This window comes from Lactobacillus sp. UBA5813 (assembly GCF_002417895.1).
GTDB classification, from domain to species: Bacteria; Bacillota; Bacilli; order Lactobacillales; family Lactobacillaceae; genus Lactobacillus; species Lactobacillus amylolyticus.
In genome coordinates, this window is the sequence record NZ_DICZ01000039.1 from 1 (window position 1) to 13,857 (window position 13,857).

Genomic DNA, 13,857 nt, shown 5'->3' on the forward strand with positions numbered 1-13,857 from the left:
TTTGGTGTGGGAAGTTTAAGTTTATTACAAGTACGCCCCATCTCGGTTAACTCACCGCCGCAATGCCAGTCTGGTAAAGGTTCCAGACTACGAAATCATTGCATTACTTGTCTGGCAAGCTGAGGAAGGTATATCTTCTCAGCGCAGATTTGCCCGTTGCTGGGGACTTTGTGGTCTTTCTAGGTCTCGTTTTAATTGCAGGGCTAGAGCGCTTCTCGGCATCACTGCTCAGATCGTCAACGATCTGAAGTCAAGAGTCGATCTGTCCGATCAGTACATGATCATTGACAGTCTACCCATGCCTTTGTGTCAGCCAATTAGAAACCGCAGGGCTAAGGTATTTGAAGGAACAGCCAACATTGGCTATAACTCAACCAAAAAGTTTTACTACTACGGTTTTAAAGGCCATTTTGCCGTATCTCAAGACGGGTATATTCTTGGCTATGTAATCACCAAGGCATCAATCCACGATGCAAAAGAAGCAGAAGAGCTGATTCTCAGTACCCGTCCCGAAGGGCACTTTATCTTAGGCGATGAAGGTTATATAGGCAAACGACTGCACGATGCCCTCAAGATAGACGGTTATATACTGTGGACACCTTATCGGAAAAATATGAAGGGTGCTAAGCAGCATAACAAAAGAGAGCTAATGGCAATTCGCAGAACAATCGAGAGTGTGTGTTCAGTACTAAAGTACTACGGAATTGAAAATATACTTGCAAGAAGTGTAGATGGTTTCCAACAAACTGTCGAGATAATTGTACTAACTTACAATATCAGCTACATCCTACAGAGATATGGATTCAGCTTCTTCAACTAGCACCACGCGTATAATAATAATATTACTGATCCTGTTAGAAATTCAAATCTATCTTGATCATATTAATAATAAAGCTCAAGAATTAAACATCATTGAAGATAGGCATACTTTGTTTGTAATGCACAATAAGGCCAATTCTGATTATGATAGTTTGCTTTTCCAATACATGATTCAGAGTAATTATGCTATGATTCTTGATACTGAAGCTCAAAAGCTTGAAATTGAAGAAAATACAAGTGAAGACGATGATGATAATGATTTAAGCTTTTGGCGTGGTACAGGTGATTTGGACTCACAAACATATAGAGATAGCATGATCTCTGAACTTGAAAATGCAAAAAATTAATAATAACCTAATCAAATTTTTTAGATTGTTAAATTAAAAAGGTTGATAACCAACATTTTTTAGATGCTGATAAATCAACCTTTTTCTTTTTGAAATATAAAAACGATTAAAATAAATCCGGGTTTTCATATGCACAAATACAGATTAACATACAAATTGTTAGCGGTAACATACACATTCGCTATTGTTGATGAAAGCGCTTTAATATACACTTATTCCGGAATATTCAAACAGGAGGAAACTATAATGAATAAAAATAAAAACCGTTACAGTGGAAGTAAATGCGTATTTGTTTGTGCATCAGCCATTTTGAGCCTTTGGCTTGGTGCAACTTGGACTAACAATGTTAAAGCCGCTGAAGTTGACGCAAATCAAGCAGCAAACAACACCGAACAAACACAGCAAATACAACATCCTGCAACGGCTAATAACCAAGATAAAACAAAAGATGCAGGTAATCAAGCTACACCTACTGCAGCTAAGCAAAATAATGCGCAACCAGCAGCAAATGCAGAAAGTAGTGCTTCAGCTCCTGCAACACCTCAATCTGATACAGAAACGGTAAAGGACACAACTAAAGTTGTTATTCACTATAAAGGTGATGGTACTAAATGGGTACCTTATGTATGGGGCAAGAATCCAAGCAGTACTGGTGTTCAATATAATTGGGACGGCAAGGATGATTATGGTTATTATGCCAACATTACACTCGATAATGATGAACAAGAAGTAGGAGTTTTGATTAAAGGTACAAACTCCTGGGATAAAGATGGTACAGGTAACGACCGTTCATTGACTGTTGACGATAATGGTAAGGCTGAAGTTTGGTACAAAGAAGGTTCTGATGATAGTCAGGATGTAACTCCAAGCTATAATTCAGCTAAAATAACAGTTCATTATCATGGTAATCCTGATGCAACAAGTCTTAATTACTGGACTGATACTGATCAAAGTAAACAGACAGTATCATTATCGAAGGAAGACGATGATGATGAAGTTGGTAGCTTTGACTTGTCAGGCCAAACATTTAAAAAGATTTTTGTTTCACCGATTGGTAGTGATACTGAGACTAGAGAATTTACTCCGCTTCCAGGCGATGGAACTACTGATATTTATTTAGTAAATAACGATACAACGGCTTACTACACACCAAGCTTTGCTTTAGCACCAGAAAGCTTAGCTTCAGCTTCAATGGAATCAAGCAATATAGTAGATATAAAGACTGCTAAAAAGATGACTGCAGATGAAGCTAAAGCCATCTTAAAAATGAACAATAACGAAGTTGTTGATATATCCGCAGTTGACGCTGATCAAGATGGCAAGAGTAAAGAATTTAAGATTACCACAGCCAAAGATCTTGATATTTTAGCTAATAATCAAATTGGAATTTACAACAACTTTAAGTATATCGATATTGGCAAATACGTCAGATCCGATGCATTCGATGCCAAATATTACTATGACGGCGATGATTTAGGTGCAAAATACACTCAAAAACAAACCCAAATTAAACTTTGGGCACCAACAGCTAAGAATGTTGTTTTGAACTTATATAGTAACTCATTGGATAATGACTCACCTGCAACTAAGACATTTGTCATGATTCGTGGTGATAAGGGTGTTTGGTCAGTATCTCTTCCAGGTGATTACAAGGATTGGGCATATGATTACAGCTTAACCTTCGGTGATGGTAGCAAGACTGAAAGTAATGATCCATACTCAAAGGCAGTAACCATCAATGGTGTTCGTTCAGTTATTGAAGATTATGATGCAATTAAACCAGATGACTTTAATAGAATGCCTTCATTCTCAAGCCCAACTGATGCAATTATCTATGAAACCAGCATTCGTGACTTTACGAGTGATCCAAACTCAGGTATTAAAGATAGAGGTAAATATTTAGGCATGATTGAATCAGGCGTAACTCCTGATGGCCAGGTCACTGGTTTGGATTACTTGAAGTCATTAGGCATTACTCATGTTCAAATTATGCCAATGTTTGACTTCGCAAGTATTGATGAAACTAAAAATGATGGAACTTATAATTGGGGCTATGATCCTAAGAACTATGATGTTCCAGAAGGAAGTTATTCAAGCAACGCAGCTGATCCAACCACAAGAATCATGGAAATGAAAGAAATGATCAACGGTTTGCACAAGGCCGGTATTAGAGTAATCATGGATGTTGTTTACAACCACGTATACTCACCAAATGACCAAGCCTTGCAAAAGACAGTTCCAGGTTATTACTTCGAATACGATGATGATAACAATATGGTAACTGATAGTGGTTGTGGTAATGATACTGCCAGTGAACGCCTGATGATGAGAAAGTATATCTTGGATTCAGTTAAATACTGGGCTAAAAACTACAACATTGACGGCTTCCGCTTTGATATTATGTCATTGCTTGATACTACTACCATGAATGATATTCGGACTGAATTAAATCAGATTGATCCTGGTATGCTTCTTTATGGTGAAGGCTGGGATATGAGAACCACCAAGCGTGATATCGGTGCTGGTCAATACAATGCAGATAAAATCCCTTCAATTGGCTTCTTCAGTGATGATATTAGAAACTCAGTAAGATCTAATGAACCAACTTACGCTCCAGGTTTGGTTATCGGTGATGGAAAAGAAAAAACGTATGAAGCTGATGCTAAGAAGTTTATTGCCAGCTACTTGGGTGGTAAGGACTTAGCAATTCCTGGTGTTTCTTGGCAGATTCACCCATATCAATCACCAAGTCAAACTATCAACTATGTTGAATGTCACGATGGTCGTACTTTGTATGACTTGTTGAAGTCGGCTTTACCAGATGAATCTCCAGCTAATATTATTAAGCGTGATAAATTAGCAACGTCAATGATCATGTTGGCCGAAGGTGTGCCATTCGTTGATAGTGGCCAAGAAGCTTTAAGAACTAAAGACGGTAACAATAATAGTTTCAATGCTCCAATTTCAGTCAACGAAATTAATTGGGAACGTGTCAAAGAAAATCAAGATCTTGTTAACTACTTCAAAGATTTGGTTAATGTACGTAAGAGTCAACCTGCCTTAGGATTGAACAATTATGATGAAATCGCTAAGACAATAAAGACAGTCAATGCTGGTGAAGGTGGTATCTTTACTTTCGCTTACAAAGAAGATGGCAAGACACTTTATGTAGTATTTAATGTTAACGATAGTAATGCTGAATTGAATGATGTTGATTTGTCTAAAGCTGATAAGTTGCTAGACAGCGATGGAAATGTTGTCTTAGGCAAGGCTACAACATTGATGCCACTTAGCACGTTGATTGCTGTAGTTCCAGATGAAACTCCAGTAACCCCTAGTGATACTGGTAATACTGGCTCCATCACTAATACTGGTTCAGCTGATTCATCACAAATTCAAGGCAATGGTGATACTGATAAGCTTTTACCAGCTCTTGATATTGTCTTAACTAATAATGCTTATATCTATCAAAATGATGGAATTACTACTCTTAAAGAAAATGGTAAGAACATTGTCCTTAAATTGGGTAGAACTATTCATGCTATGAACAATGGTCAAATCTTTACCTTCAACGGTAAGAAATTCTACCAAATTGGAGAAAATAAATACGTCAAAGTTAATAATACTTCGAAACGCAAAGTTTTGATCCATAACGCTTTTGTTTACGCAAAGAGTGGTAAGGCCATTAAGAAAGGCCACAAGCATATTGTTCTGAAGAAGGGCACAATCTTGACACTGGATAATGATAAGATTGTTACTATCAAAGGTAAAAAGTTCTATCGCATTGGTAACAATAAATATGTCAAAGTTGCTAATGTTAAAAAGGATTAATTGCTATTCATAATCTTTTCTCCACATAATTACAAAGCTCTGAATCTAATTAACCATTTACTTAATACTTAAAATTATTTTGGAACAAAAAGTGTCTGGAAAAACTAACTGATTTCCGGGCATATTCAAAAAATCGAAATTGCTTTTTTAGCAGTTTCGATTTTTTCTTTTCTTTATTTTTATCCGATTATTAAAAAAAGCCCATTTATTGAGCTCTTCTTTGCCAATATTTGCTTAAGTTCATGGTCATAAACATCAATCCCTACATCTGTTGCCGCTTTATTTTTGCCTCACAGATGAGTTCGGCGTATGCCAAAACAGTTCTTCATGTGCCCGAAGATTGGCTCTACATCTGGCTTTCTGCAGCCGTAGATTCGTCTGCCTTCTTCGCTTTGAAGAACTTTCTTTGCTTTTCCTTTTAAATACTTCTTGCCAATCAGTGTAGCAGTCATCGCATTGAATAATTATACTCGCTGCCTTAATATTGTAGTCTGGCTTGAGCTGGCCGTTTTTCATGTGATCTTCTTTCATATGCATAAAGATAGCGTCATGATCGGTTTTGGAATAACTGTTGCGGCCATCGAAAATCTGCTTGGCTTGTTCATACTTTTGTGCACGAGGAATATAATCCTTGCGCAGACGATGCAGGATTTTTTTAATCCTCGACGCTTTTGTTTATTAGGCGAGCCGCCGGGAACGGCACGAGGCTCTTTCTCAATTTCATCGCCAAGTCTTGCAATTTCTTGCTCGGTTTCTTCTGCCAATATTTCCATGCCAGTACTGGTTTGAATTTCTTCTTCCCGCATTGCCCGGGCCATATTCTTGGCAATTAATTCATCGTAAAAAGCCATTGCCTGAGTTTTGAGCTTGATTCCGTCAATAAAAATTGCCTCTTCGCGGATTAATTCTTCTTCTTGAAGCATATTAACGAAGTAAACAAAGCTTTTTTTAATCAATAGATTGGCATGCTCGCTTGAACGGAAGTTGTTAATTGTGTGGTAGGAAATGCTTCTTTGTTCGGCTAAAACCATCGGCTGGAATCGAATCAACGAAATCATTAATGACGTTGACGAGATGATTTTTAGGAATGGAAAAATCCAAGTTGAGTGTTAAAGCAGTCTGGCCTGTGATATAATTTTGATACATGATTAAGTCCACCTTTTTGTTTTTATTTTGTGGTGATTTAATAATATCAAGGCCTGGACTGAAAGTACACAAAAAATGCGCTAAGAGAGAAATCTCTTAGCGCATTTTTGTTTAGGTCAGGGAATTAGTTTTTCCCAGACACTTTTTATATTCAACTACTTTTTCTTGGTCATTTGTCCGTCCATCATCTCATAAATATGATCCGCATATTTTTCAAGACGAGGATCGTGCGTAACTAACATGATTGCTTTGTTACGTTCTTTGGCTAGTTTTTTGAACAGCTTGCCAACTTCTTCTACATTTTGCGTATCCAATGAAGCTGTAGGCTCATCTGCCAAAAGAATTTCAGGATTGGCATATAGTGCCCGTGCAATTGCTACTCTTTGCTGCTGACCACCGGATAATTCATTAGGATATTTTTTCACCAATTTTTCAATTCCTAAATCCTTAAATAATTTTGCCAGATCATCCTTAGACAGATTGTTTTGCTTTTTGACCTTATCAACCAAAATAAATTGTTCGGTCACGCTCAAATATGGTACCAAGTTGTAGGCTTGCAAAACAAAGCCGATTTTGTTCAAGCGCAATTTATTGCTTTCCTTGGCTGAAAACTTGGTAATATCTTCGTTATTAATTAACACTTGGCCAGAAGTTGACTTTTGAAGAGAACCAGCAATGGTTAAAAACGTACTTTTACCAGCGCCGGATGGTCCCATAATTAAGACCACTTCTCCTTTATCAGCTTCAAAATTGACATCCTTCAGGGCTTCAACTTGAGCGTCGCCTTTACCATAGACTTTTTTTACATCTTTTAATTCAATTACTGCCATTTTTATGCTCCAATCGCTTGTGCCGGATCAACTTTCAAAATTGATCTTACTGGAATCAAACTGCCGATAATGCCCATCAAAAGCATGCCGACCGTACCAACAACCATGATCGCCGGACTAAAGTTCATTGGAACAGCAGCTGGCAATAAGACTGCCGTCAGCCACATTGCAAGAAGAGCAACGATTACGCCGCTAGCCATCAAAATAATTGATTGACTGATTGTAGCATTAACCAAAGTCTTTGATGGAATACCTTGTGCACGCATAACTGCAAAGTTGTGCAATTTTTGCATCGTCAAAATGTACAAGAAGGCTGCTACGATGATTAATGAAATAACGAATAAGAAACCAATCATCAATTCAAAAGTCATGTTTTGAGCTGAATGGCCTGGCAACTTGTTAATGACAGTCTTAATGTCATATGTCTTCGCATTCTTGTGATTGAACTTATAATTGCTGTTTTGTGAGATGATTGCTGAAGTTTGGACATTAGGCATGGTTACCTTTAATTTCTTCCAGGTAGCCATTGAACCATAGACAATTGGGCCAATGTTGATCTTGGCATTTTTAAGAAAGCCAACGATCTTGTATTTCTTCTTCGAATCATTCAAAGAAATTTTGTCGCCTAATTTATAGCCCTTTTGTTCGAAGGCCTGGTCAACCGTAACTTCATTATTTTTCTTAGCCTTGCGACCAGAAACTACTTCTTGGTCTTTATAAATGAACTGATCCTTATCGATCCCCAAGAATTGTGCAGACATTGACGGACGATTCTTGGCCTTAGCTACAAAAGGCGTTAAGCCAACGTATGCCTCTTTTTTGCCTACTTTAGCATTTTTAAGATCAGTCTTGGTTAATACCGACTGACTCATGCTAATATTGGAATTTTTATTCAAAACAACTTTTTGTGCTTTCCAAGATTCAATCGCCTGGGTATTTTCATCAGCCAATCCTAGAGCCAATGAAGAAAGCATGAAAATTAAGTAGCTGATCAAAAAAATCACCAAAATGATCAAGCCGTAACGCATTTTTTCACGCTTTATTTCCTTAAAAGCTAAAAACATTACCTTTTACTCCCTCTATCTATCAAATACAGACTTTCTTTGAATCGTTTCAGATTCTTTTCTCTATTTTCGGGATCAGCGAAAACAGAATTGATAACTTCATGACTCAGAACCATTGCGCTCCACATTTCAGGGCTCATTTTCAGCAGCTGCTCAGAGTTGGTCTTCATCGCACCGGGAAGAGCAGCCTCATTGCGCAGCATATGCAGCTTCATCATTGCCTCATACTTGCTGTGCTGCGTTTCTGAAATAAACTTACAGACTTGATCATAGAAAAATGCTGGGTCAAATTTTTCCGATGGCTGCATATTCATATGAATCTCTTGAATTGCGATTCTGTACAAATAAGTATATGCATCGGCCAAATCATCGAAGTATTTATAAAACGCGCCTCTGGCAATATTGGCATCCTTAACAATTCTAGCTACCTGTGCATCAGTTAAAGCATGATTGTTAAATTCATGCAGCAAAGCCGCAGTTACACGCTTTTTCTTCTCATCCGGCAAATTTAAAAAAGTTTGTTTAACCATCAAACAAGCCTCCCTTAAATGACACTCCGTCATCAACTATCATTATGATAGGAAGAAGATGACACGATGTCAATATTTAATTACAAAAAAGCCGGAAAATTCCAGCTTAAGCGAGTAACCGATTGTAGTAAAACAATCTGGCAATACCATCGCGCACTTCAAACTTAGTTAATCCACAGTTATCCATCGTATCGATTTTGTCCATATCACCATTAGTCAAATAATGAGCAGCCATCATTCTAATTAATCTGCCATGGGCAACTACTAAAACATTTTTATCAGAATACTTACGATACATTTCGTCTAAAAATTCGCCGCAGCGCTTGTCAAATTCTTCGTAAGTTTCGCCATTTTTAGCGTATTTAACGTAATCGCGGTTAACCTTGCCCCAAGGATCGACAACATCGGGATATTTGTCTCCGATCTCTTCCATCTTCATGCCATCCCAGTCGCCAAAGTCAAACTCAAGCAGGCGCTTATCAAGTTTAATTTCTTTACGGCCTTTAGTAAAAATCTTGGCAGTTTCTACAGCGCGCTTCATTGGACTTGAATAAACCACGTCGAATTCATTTTCATCAAAGTTAGCGGCAGCCTTTTTGGCATAATTGCGTCCGTCAGTCTCATTAAGTTCCGCATCAACAAGGGATCCTTGCAAGCGGTTGTCTTTATTAACATCAGTTTGACCGTGTCTGATAAATACTATTTCCATCTTTTCAACTCCCGTTCTTAACTATAATTATCTTACTATCTTGTGTACTTTCTTTCCATTTTCTTAACTATTTTAAATATAAAATTTGCTTATTTAACATTTAAAAAGTATACAATACTATTAGAAAGATAAATGTTAAAGGAGCTAATGACAATGGGACGCATTACAATTCAACGCGATGGTTTAACCTTGGTAGGCGATCGTGAAGAACCATTTGGCGAAATCTATGATATGGCAATTTTGATGCATGGCTTTACTTCCAGCCGCAATACTGACTTGCTTAAGCAAATTGCCAATAATTTGCGCAATGAAAATGTTGCCAGTGTCCGCTTTGATTTCAACGGTCACGGCGAAAGCGATGGCAAGTTCGAAGATATGACCGTGGTAAATGAAATTGAAGATGGCAAAGCCATTTTAGATTACGTCCGAACTGATCCGCATGTTCGCAACATTTTTTTGATCGGCCATTCTCAAGGCGGAGTAGTTGCTTCAATGCTTGCTGGTCTTTACCCTGATATAATTAAAAAAGTCGTCTTATTAGCACCTGCGGCTCAATTAAAAGATGATGCATTAAAAGGCAGCACTCGCGGGGCTACCTACAACCCTGATCGCATCCCTGCCAACGTACCTTTTGGCAATAAAAAATTGGGCGGCTTCTACTTAAGAACTGCTCAAGTATTGCCAATTTATGAAATTGCTCAGCGTTATACCGGCCCTGCTTCAATTATTGTTGGTTCCAAGGATGAAGTAGTTGATCCTAAATACAGCAAGAAGTACGACGAAATTTACGCTAACAGTGAATTGCATCTAATTGAAAATGCTGATCACAGCTTTACTAATGAATACAAATATCAAGCTGCTCAACTAGCCGCTGACTTTGTCAAACCATTATTTTAATGCCGCTTAAAGTCAAAATTGGTACGAAAGACAAAATGATCCTTTGTACTGTTATCCGGTGAAAATTGAAAATCGAAATCATGAAACTCCTGCAATTGCACGGGAGTTTTTATTTGCTCTTCGGCAATAAAGCGCACTATTTCCCCACGCGCCATCTTAGCGTGAGTAGCAATCGTCCGCCAGCTATCGTTTTTCTTTTCTTGAAAATCAATGCTGATCATCCTTCTGTTATCGTTTAAATAAGGCGAAACCATACGTGAATATTCTTTTGAAGCAAGATTAATTACCAGATCATCATCCTTAAACAAGGAATCAGCAATCTGATGATTCCAAAAGTGATACAAACTGTAATCCTTGAACCCCACCATCTTGGTTTTCATCTCCAAGCGATATGGACAAACTCCGTCAAACGGCCGCAAGCTGCCGTAAAAACCGGAAAGGATTCGCAGATTTTTTTGAATATAATCAAGTGCTGGCTGCGTGAACAAATCAGGTGCCATATATTGATATTGAATACCTGAAAAGGCAACGATTGCTGGCGTTAACCGCTCATTCAAATTCATTTCCGCTAACTGCTTTTCGGCCTGCTGAACCACACGGTCGCTAGCCTGCCATAGCTCTTTTAGTTGCGCAGCAGATCTTGTTTTTAAAAAAACAGCCAGCGTCTGCGCTTGCGCAAGAAATTCCGGCTCAGTTTGAACGGGAAAGGCGTCCAAATCACGTCTCATCTTTTTAGCAGGAGCAATAATAATTTTCATCTTTTCCTTTCCTCGCTTTTTAAGTTAAAATAGCTAAGTATTAAATAAAGGAGTATTTTTCATGAATCCTGATTTTGCAATTGTCTTAAATTTCAAATTAGAGTCTGAACAAAACGCCGATGCGGATTTTTTAGTCAAAACCGCACGCAATGTCGGTGCACGAGCAGTTAGTGGTGGCGATTTTCTAAAAAAAGCCTGCGCTAAATATACTATTTTTTTAGCTGATGAACAAAATGGCGTCGAACTTACCAAGGACAATGTCATTGATACCTTAGTTCAAAACCGCAAAAACGGAAAAACGACTGTCATTAATCTTACAGTTAATGCTGATGGCAAGTTTAATGCAAATAATCAAGCTGTTTTAGACCAAATCAACAAATGGATGCACATGTTTGGTCATGCTTTCAACGAAGGCAAGCTTTCGAACTTAACTGTTGATCAAGATGGCCTTGTATTAGAAAATCGCCATGCAAATTACCAAAAATACGTCTTTTTAAAGAGCCCTTTGCCTGAAAAGATTGTTGTTTCAGGCCTTGAAAAGGCACCTAATCGCGTAGAATGGATTGAAAATCGAATTGATCTTGATTTCTCTTTTGCACAAAACAAAATGAGCATTAATTTGGTGGAACCCGATGATGAATTTGAATGGCAAGTTTTACGAATTCAAGCCCATCGACCAGAAGATGATCTTGCCGAAACTAAATTTTAAAGCAAAAAGCCTAGGATTTTTTTCTAGGCTTTTATTATTGAACCATGATCAAAAAATTGTCTAAACCGTTTCGCTTCATTATAAAGCGTAACTTCATCATTAACTTGCGATAATTTATAACCGACGAAGTAAGGCGGCGCATCAAAGCGAGTAATTAATTTGGCACACACTCCGCCGTCTTCGCGCGGATAAAAGAAGAGGTTATAAGAATCGCAGCGGCCGCTGTACATAATATTAAGCATGTATTTGACGCCGCTTTGAATCCAGTCGGCCCATAAGGCCAGATCTTTTTTAGTTAAAGAATTAATATTTAGTTCTGTATAGCCTTGAACGGGATGCTGGGCAATATTGACTTCCACATCTTGATTTTTAAACAAGCTTTCTCCCTCAAAGTTGTTGGGATGAATATACTTGTAGCCATTTTTGCGCTCTAGACCAACTATCTGAATATGCGGATGAATTAGAGAACCGCCAGAATGCGGGCCATAATTTTTGTACCAAAGAACGGATTCGTATTTGCCGCTATTTTGCATCTCCTCTGCACAGCTCAAAGCAAATTTGATCATCTTCCGATTGTGCTCCTTAGAGTAAGTAGCAATATCGCCGTTATGGTCGTGGCTTTCAATCAACACGGTTTGCATCGTATCACGCAAAGTAGGAAATTTATTATGTAGCCAAATCAAGTCGCCATCACGCTTATAAATATCAGTTAAGTGAGCAACATCGCAAAATGGACATTGTTTTTGCTTGACCGTAGCCTTTTTCCGGTAAGATTGCGGCTTGTTCTTAGCGATTCCCATTTGAAAAACAAGTGGATCATCCGTCATTTTTTAACCCTCTTCGTTTAAATTGCCTTTCTTTAATATTATAATAAAAACGTTAATTTAATTGTACTTTCTTTACTAACCGCTTGGTAGATGATACACTGTTGGTTAACAAACGTTCATTCGATGTTTGAAAAGAAATAAGTTGGGTAATCATGCAATCTAGAAAAGATCTAAGAAAACGTAACAATCGCAATAATATCATTCTGATTATTGGCGGGATAATTATCGTGCTCGCAATTATCTTTGGGGTCGTTATCCACAATAATCGGGGTGCAAGCGAAGCACGTGAAAGAAAATTCGCTACAACTCATTTTAATCCAAACGTTACTATTTACGGCGTGAAGGTTGGAAACTTAACGGTAGCAAAAGCAACTGCCAAGATTAACCAAAAGGCCAAGAATGTTGTTGAGCTGAAGAACCATAAAGTAATCTTGAGCCATGATAGCTCAATTAAGACGATTACTAAAGCAAAAGTGCAAAAATACTTTACGAAGCAGCATACCGACGTACCAAGCAATTACAATTACACTTACAGTTCAAGTGAAATGGCTACTGCTAAAAAGAAGCTGAACCAAATGAATAAAGCCGTTGTTTCTTATAAAATTGCTGGCAAAACTTACCAACTTAAAGCAACAGACTTGATTGATGATGCTACTTACAGCAATGGCAAATATGATTTTAAAGATGTCAGCAAGCTAACTGCCAAGTTAAAGCAAATGAACAAGGACGTCGGTACTCTGAAGAAGAGCTACAAGTTCACTGTTCCTTCTGGCTCTAGCGTTAAAGGCAAAACCATTACCGTTACAAATAAGAGCTATGGCTGGGGCATTTATGAGCAAAAGGCTCAAGCAGCAATTGAAAAAGCCTTTATGAATGGTACCAAGACAATCAATGGTGCTGATTATATCTATGGCTTAGGTTACAGTACTTATGCTCATGGCTACGGCAAGAGCAATCATGGAATCGGCAATAACTACGTTGTTGTTTCTATCAAGAAACAGGAATTATGGGTTGTCAGAAAAGGCAAAGTTGCTGTTCACTTAACCGATGTCGTTACTGGTACTTACACTGGTAAGGGCAACCGGACTCCTACTGGTGTTTGGTATATTCAATACAAGAAATCACCAAGTACCCTTCGCGGCTACAACGATGATGGAACTAAATATGCTTCCAAGGTTAAGTACTGGATGCCATTTACTTTAACTGGCTGTGGTTTGCATGATGCTAGTTGGAGAACCGATTGGAGCAAGACAGCCTACCTTAAGGGTGGTTCACACGGATGTGTTAACATTCGTCCATCTGAGATCCACAAGGTTTGGAAAAACGTCATCAAGGATGAAGCTGTAATTGTTTACAACTAAACAAAATAAAAAATAGAGCTCGTTGGAGC

At 38.1% G+C, this 13,857-nt stretch carries 12 protein-coding genes and 2 pseudogenes; 6 read left to right on the plus strand and 8 right to left on the minus strand.

The genetic code is table 11. From position 1 onward, the window contains the following. Positions 1-19: 19 nt before the first annotated feature. The 3 genes and pseudogenes from B2008_RS06945 to pulA all read left to right on the plus strand — a co-directional run. Positions 20-820: pseudogene (locus tag B2008_RS06945) on the plus strand (IS982 family transposase); the annotation flags it as partial. Further along, a complete protein-coding gene (locus tag B2008_RS06950; RefSeq protein WP_281829414.1) occupies positions 798-1,166 on the plus strand; it encodes a hypothetical protein in 369 nt (122 codons plus the stop codon). The pseudogene B2008_RS06945 and the gene B2008_RS06950, both read left to right, overlap by 23 nt. Positions 1,167-1,412: 246 nt before the next feature. Next, positions 1,413-4,997, plus strand: coding sequence for a type I pullulanase (gene pulA, locus B2008_RS06955; RefSeq protein WP_281829416.1), 3,585 nt, complete (start codon positions 1,413-1,415; stop codon positions 4,995-4,997). A gap of 61 nt (positions 4,998-5,058) precedes the next feature. Here the strand turns inward: pulA and B2008_RS08375 are convergent. From B2008_RS08375 to B2008_RS06985, 6 genes and pseudogenes are all read right to left on the minus strand, one after another. Beyond that, positions 5,059-5,422, minus strand: a pseudogene (locus B2008_RS08375) (transposase); the annotation flags it as partial. Positions 5,423-5,524: 102 nt separating this feature from the next. Beyond that, positions 5,525-6,055 (minus strand): hypothetical protein, encoded by a 531-nt coding sequence (locus B2008_RS08365; protein ID WP_414672001.1) that lies wholly within the window; start codon positions 6,053-6,055, stop codon positions 5,525-5,527. A gap of 243 nt (positions 6,056-6,298) precedes the next feature. Then, entirely contained in the window at positions 6,299-6,973 is a 675-nt protein-coding gene (locus tag B2008_RS06970) for an ABC transporter ATP-binding protein (RefSeq protein ID WP_281829420.1), read from the minus strand. Positions 6,974-6,975: 2 nt separating this feature from the next. Further along, complete coding sequence (locus B2008_RS06975; protein ID WP_281829421.1) at positions 6,976-8,037, minus strand: ABC transporter permease; 1,062 nt, start codon at positions 8,035-8,037, stop codon at positions 6,976-6,978. Further along, positions 8,037-8,567 carry a TetR/AcrR family transcriptional regulator gene (locus B2008_RS06980; protein WP_281829423.1) on the minus strand — a complete coding sequence of 177 codons (531 nt, stop codon included), beginning with the start codon at positions 8,565-8,567 and terminating at the stop codon, positions 8,037-8,039. Before B2008_RS06980 ends, B2008_RS06975 begins: the two co-directional genes overlap by 1 nt. A 106-nt stretch (positions 8,568-8,673) precedes the next feature. After that, complete coding sequence (locus B2008_RS06985) at positions 8,674-9,276, minus strand: histidine phosphatase family protein (protein ID WP_281829425.1); 603 nt, start codon at positions 9,274-9,276, stop codon at positions 8,674-8,676. Positions 9,277-9,429: 153 nt separating this feature from the next. Between B2008_RS06985 and B2008_RS06990 the strand changes: the two genes are divergently transcribed. After that, positions 9,430-10,173 (plus strand): alpha/beta hydrolase, encoded by a 744-nt coding sequence (locus tag B2008_RS06990; protein ID WP_281829427.1) that lies wholly within the window; start codon positions 9,430-9,432, stop codon positions 10,171-10,173. On the opposite strand, the gene yaaA is transcribed toward B2008_RS06990, so the two are convergent. Next, positions 10,170-10,931 (minus strand): peroxide stress protein YaaA, encoded by a 762-nt coding sequence (gene yaaA, locus B2008_RS06995; protein ID WP_281829428.1) that lies wholly within the window; start codon positions 10,929-10,931, stop codon positions 10,170-10,172. The genes B2008_RS06990 and yaaA overlap by 4 nt on opposite strands. Positions 10,932-10,992: 61 nt before the next feature. Here yaaA and B2008_RS07000 point away from each other — a divergent pair, with 61 nt between their 5' ends. Beyond that, the gene (locus B2008_RS07000; protein WP_281829430.1) at positions 10,993-11,640 is read left to right on the plus strand and encodes a hypothetical protein; all 648 of its coding nucleotides are present in this window, start codon (positions 10,993-10,995) and stop codon (positions 11,638-11,640) included. A gap of 23 nt (positions 11,641-11,663) precedes the next feature. Here B2008_RS07000 and B2008_RS07005 read toward each other — a convergent pair whose 3' ends face one another. Further along, entirely contained in the window at positions 11,664-12,467 is an 804-nt protein-coding gene (locus tag B2008_RS07005; RefSeq protein WP_281829432.1) for a DUF4931 domain-containing protein, read from the minus strand. A 152-nt stretch (positions 12,468-12,619) separates the two neighbouring features. Here B2008_RS07005 and B2008_RS07010 point away from each other — a divergent pair, with 152 nt between their 5' ends. Beyond that, the gene (locus B2008_RS07010) at positions 12,620-13,828 is read left to right on the plus strand and encodes a L,D-transpeptidase family protein (RefSeq protein WP_281829434.1); all 1,209 of its coding nucleotides are present in this window, start codon (positions 12,620-12,622) and stop codon (positions 13,826-13,828) included. Positions 13,829-13,857: the final 29 nt, after the last annotated feature.

Bases quoted from the DNA above. Each gene is read 5' to 3' on its own strand.
- B2008_RS07000 (WP_281829430.1), top strand. From the start codon at position 10,993: ATGAATCCTGATTTTGCAATTGTCTTAAATTTCAAATTAGAGTCTGAA.
- B2008_RS08365 (WP_414672001.1), bottom strand. From the start codon at position 6,055: ATGATTTCGTTGATTCGATTCCAGCCGATGGTTTTAGCCGAACAAAGA.
- B2008_RS07010 (WP_281829434.1), top strand. From the start codon at position 12,620: ATGCAATCTAGAAAAGATCTAAGAAAACGTAACAATCGCAATAATATC.
- yaaA (WP_281829428.1), bottom strand. From the start codon at position 10,931: ATGAAAATTATTATTGCTCCTGCTAAAAAGATGAGACGTGATTTGGAC.
- B2008_RS06950 (WP_281829414.1), top strand. From the start codon at position 798: ATGGATTCAGCTTCTTCAACTAGCACCACGCGTATAATAATAATATTA.
- pulA (WP_281829416.1), top strand. From the start codon at position 1,413: ATGAATAAAAATAAAAACCGTTACAGTGGAAGTAAATGCGTATTTGTT.
- B2008_RS06985 (WP_281829425.1), bottom strand. From the start codon at position 9,276: ATGGAAATAGTATTTATCAGACACGGTCAAACTGATGTTAATAAAGAC.
- B2008_RS06975 (WP_281829421.1), bottom strand. From the start codon at position 8,037: ATGTTTTTAGCTTTTAAGGAAATAAAGCGTGAAAAAATGCGTTACGGC.
- B2008_RS07005 (WP_281829432.1), bottom strand. From the start codon at position 12,467: ATGACGGATGATCCACTTGTTTTTCAAATGGGAATCGCTAAGAACAAG.
- B2008_RS06970 (WP_281829420.1), bottom strand. From the start codon at position 6,973: ATGGCAGTAATTGAATTAAAAGATGTAAAAAAAGTCTATGGTAAAGGC.
- B2008_RS06980 (WP_281829423.1), bottom strand. From the start codon at position 8,567: ATGGTTAAACAAACTTTTTTAAATTTGCCGGATGAGAAGAAAAAGCGT.
- B2008_RS06990 (WP_281829427.1), top strand. From the start codon at position 9,430: ATGGGACGCATTACAATTCAACGCGATGGTTTAACCTTGGTAGGCGAT.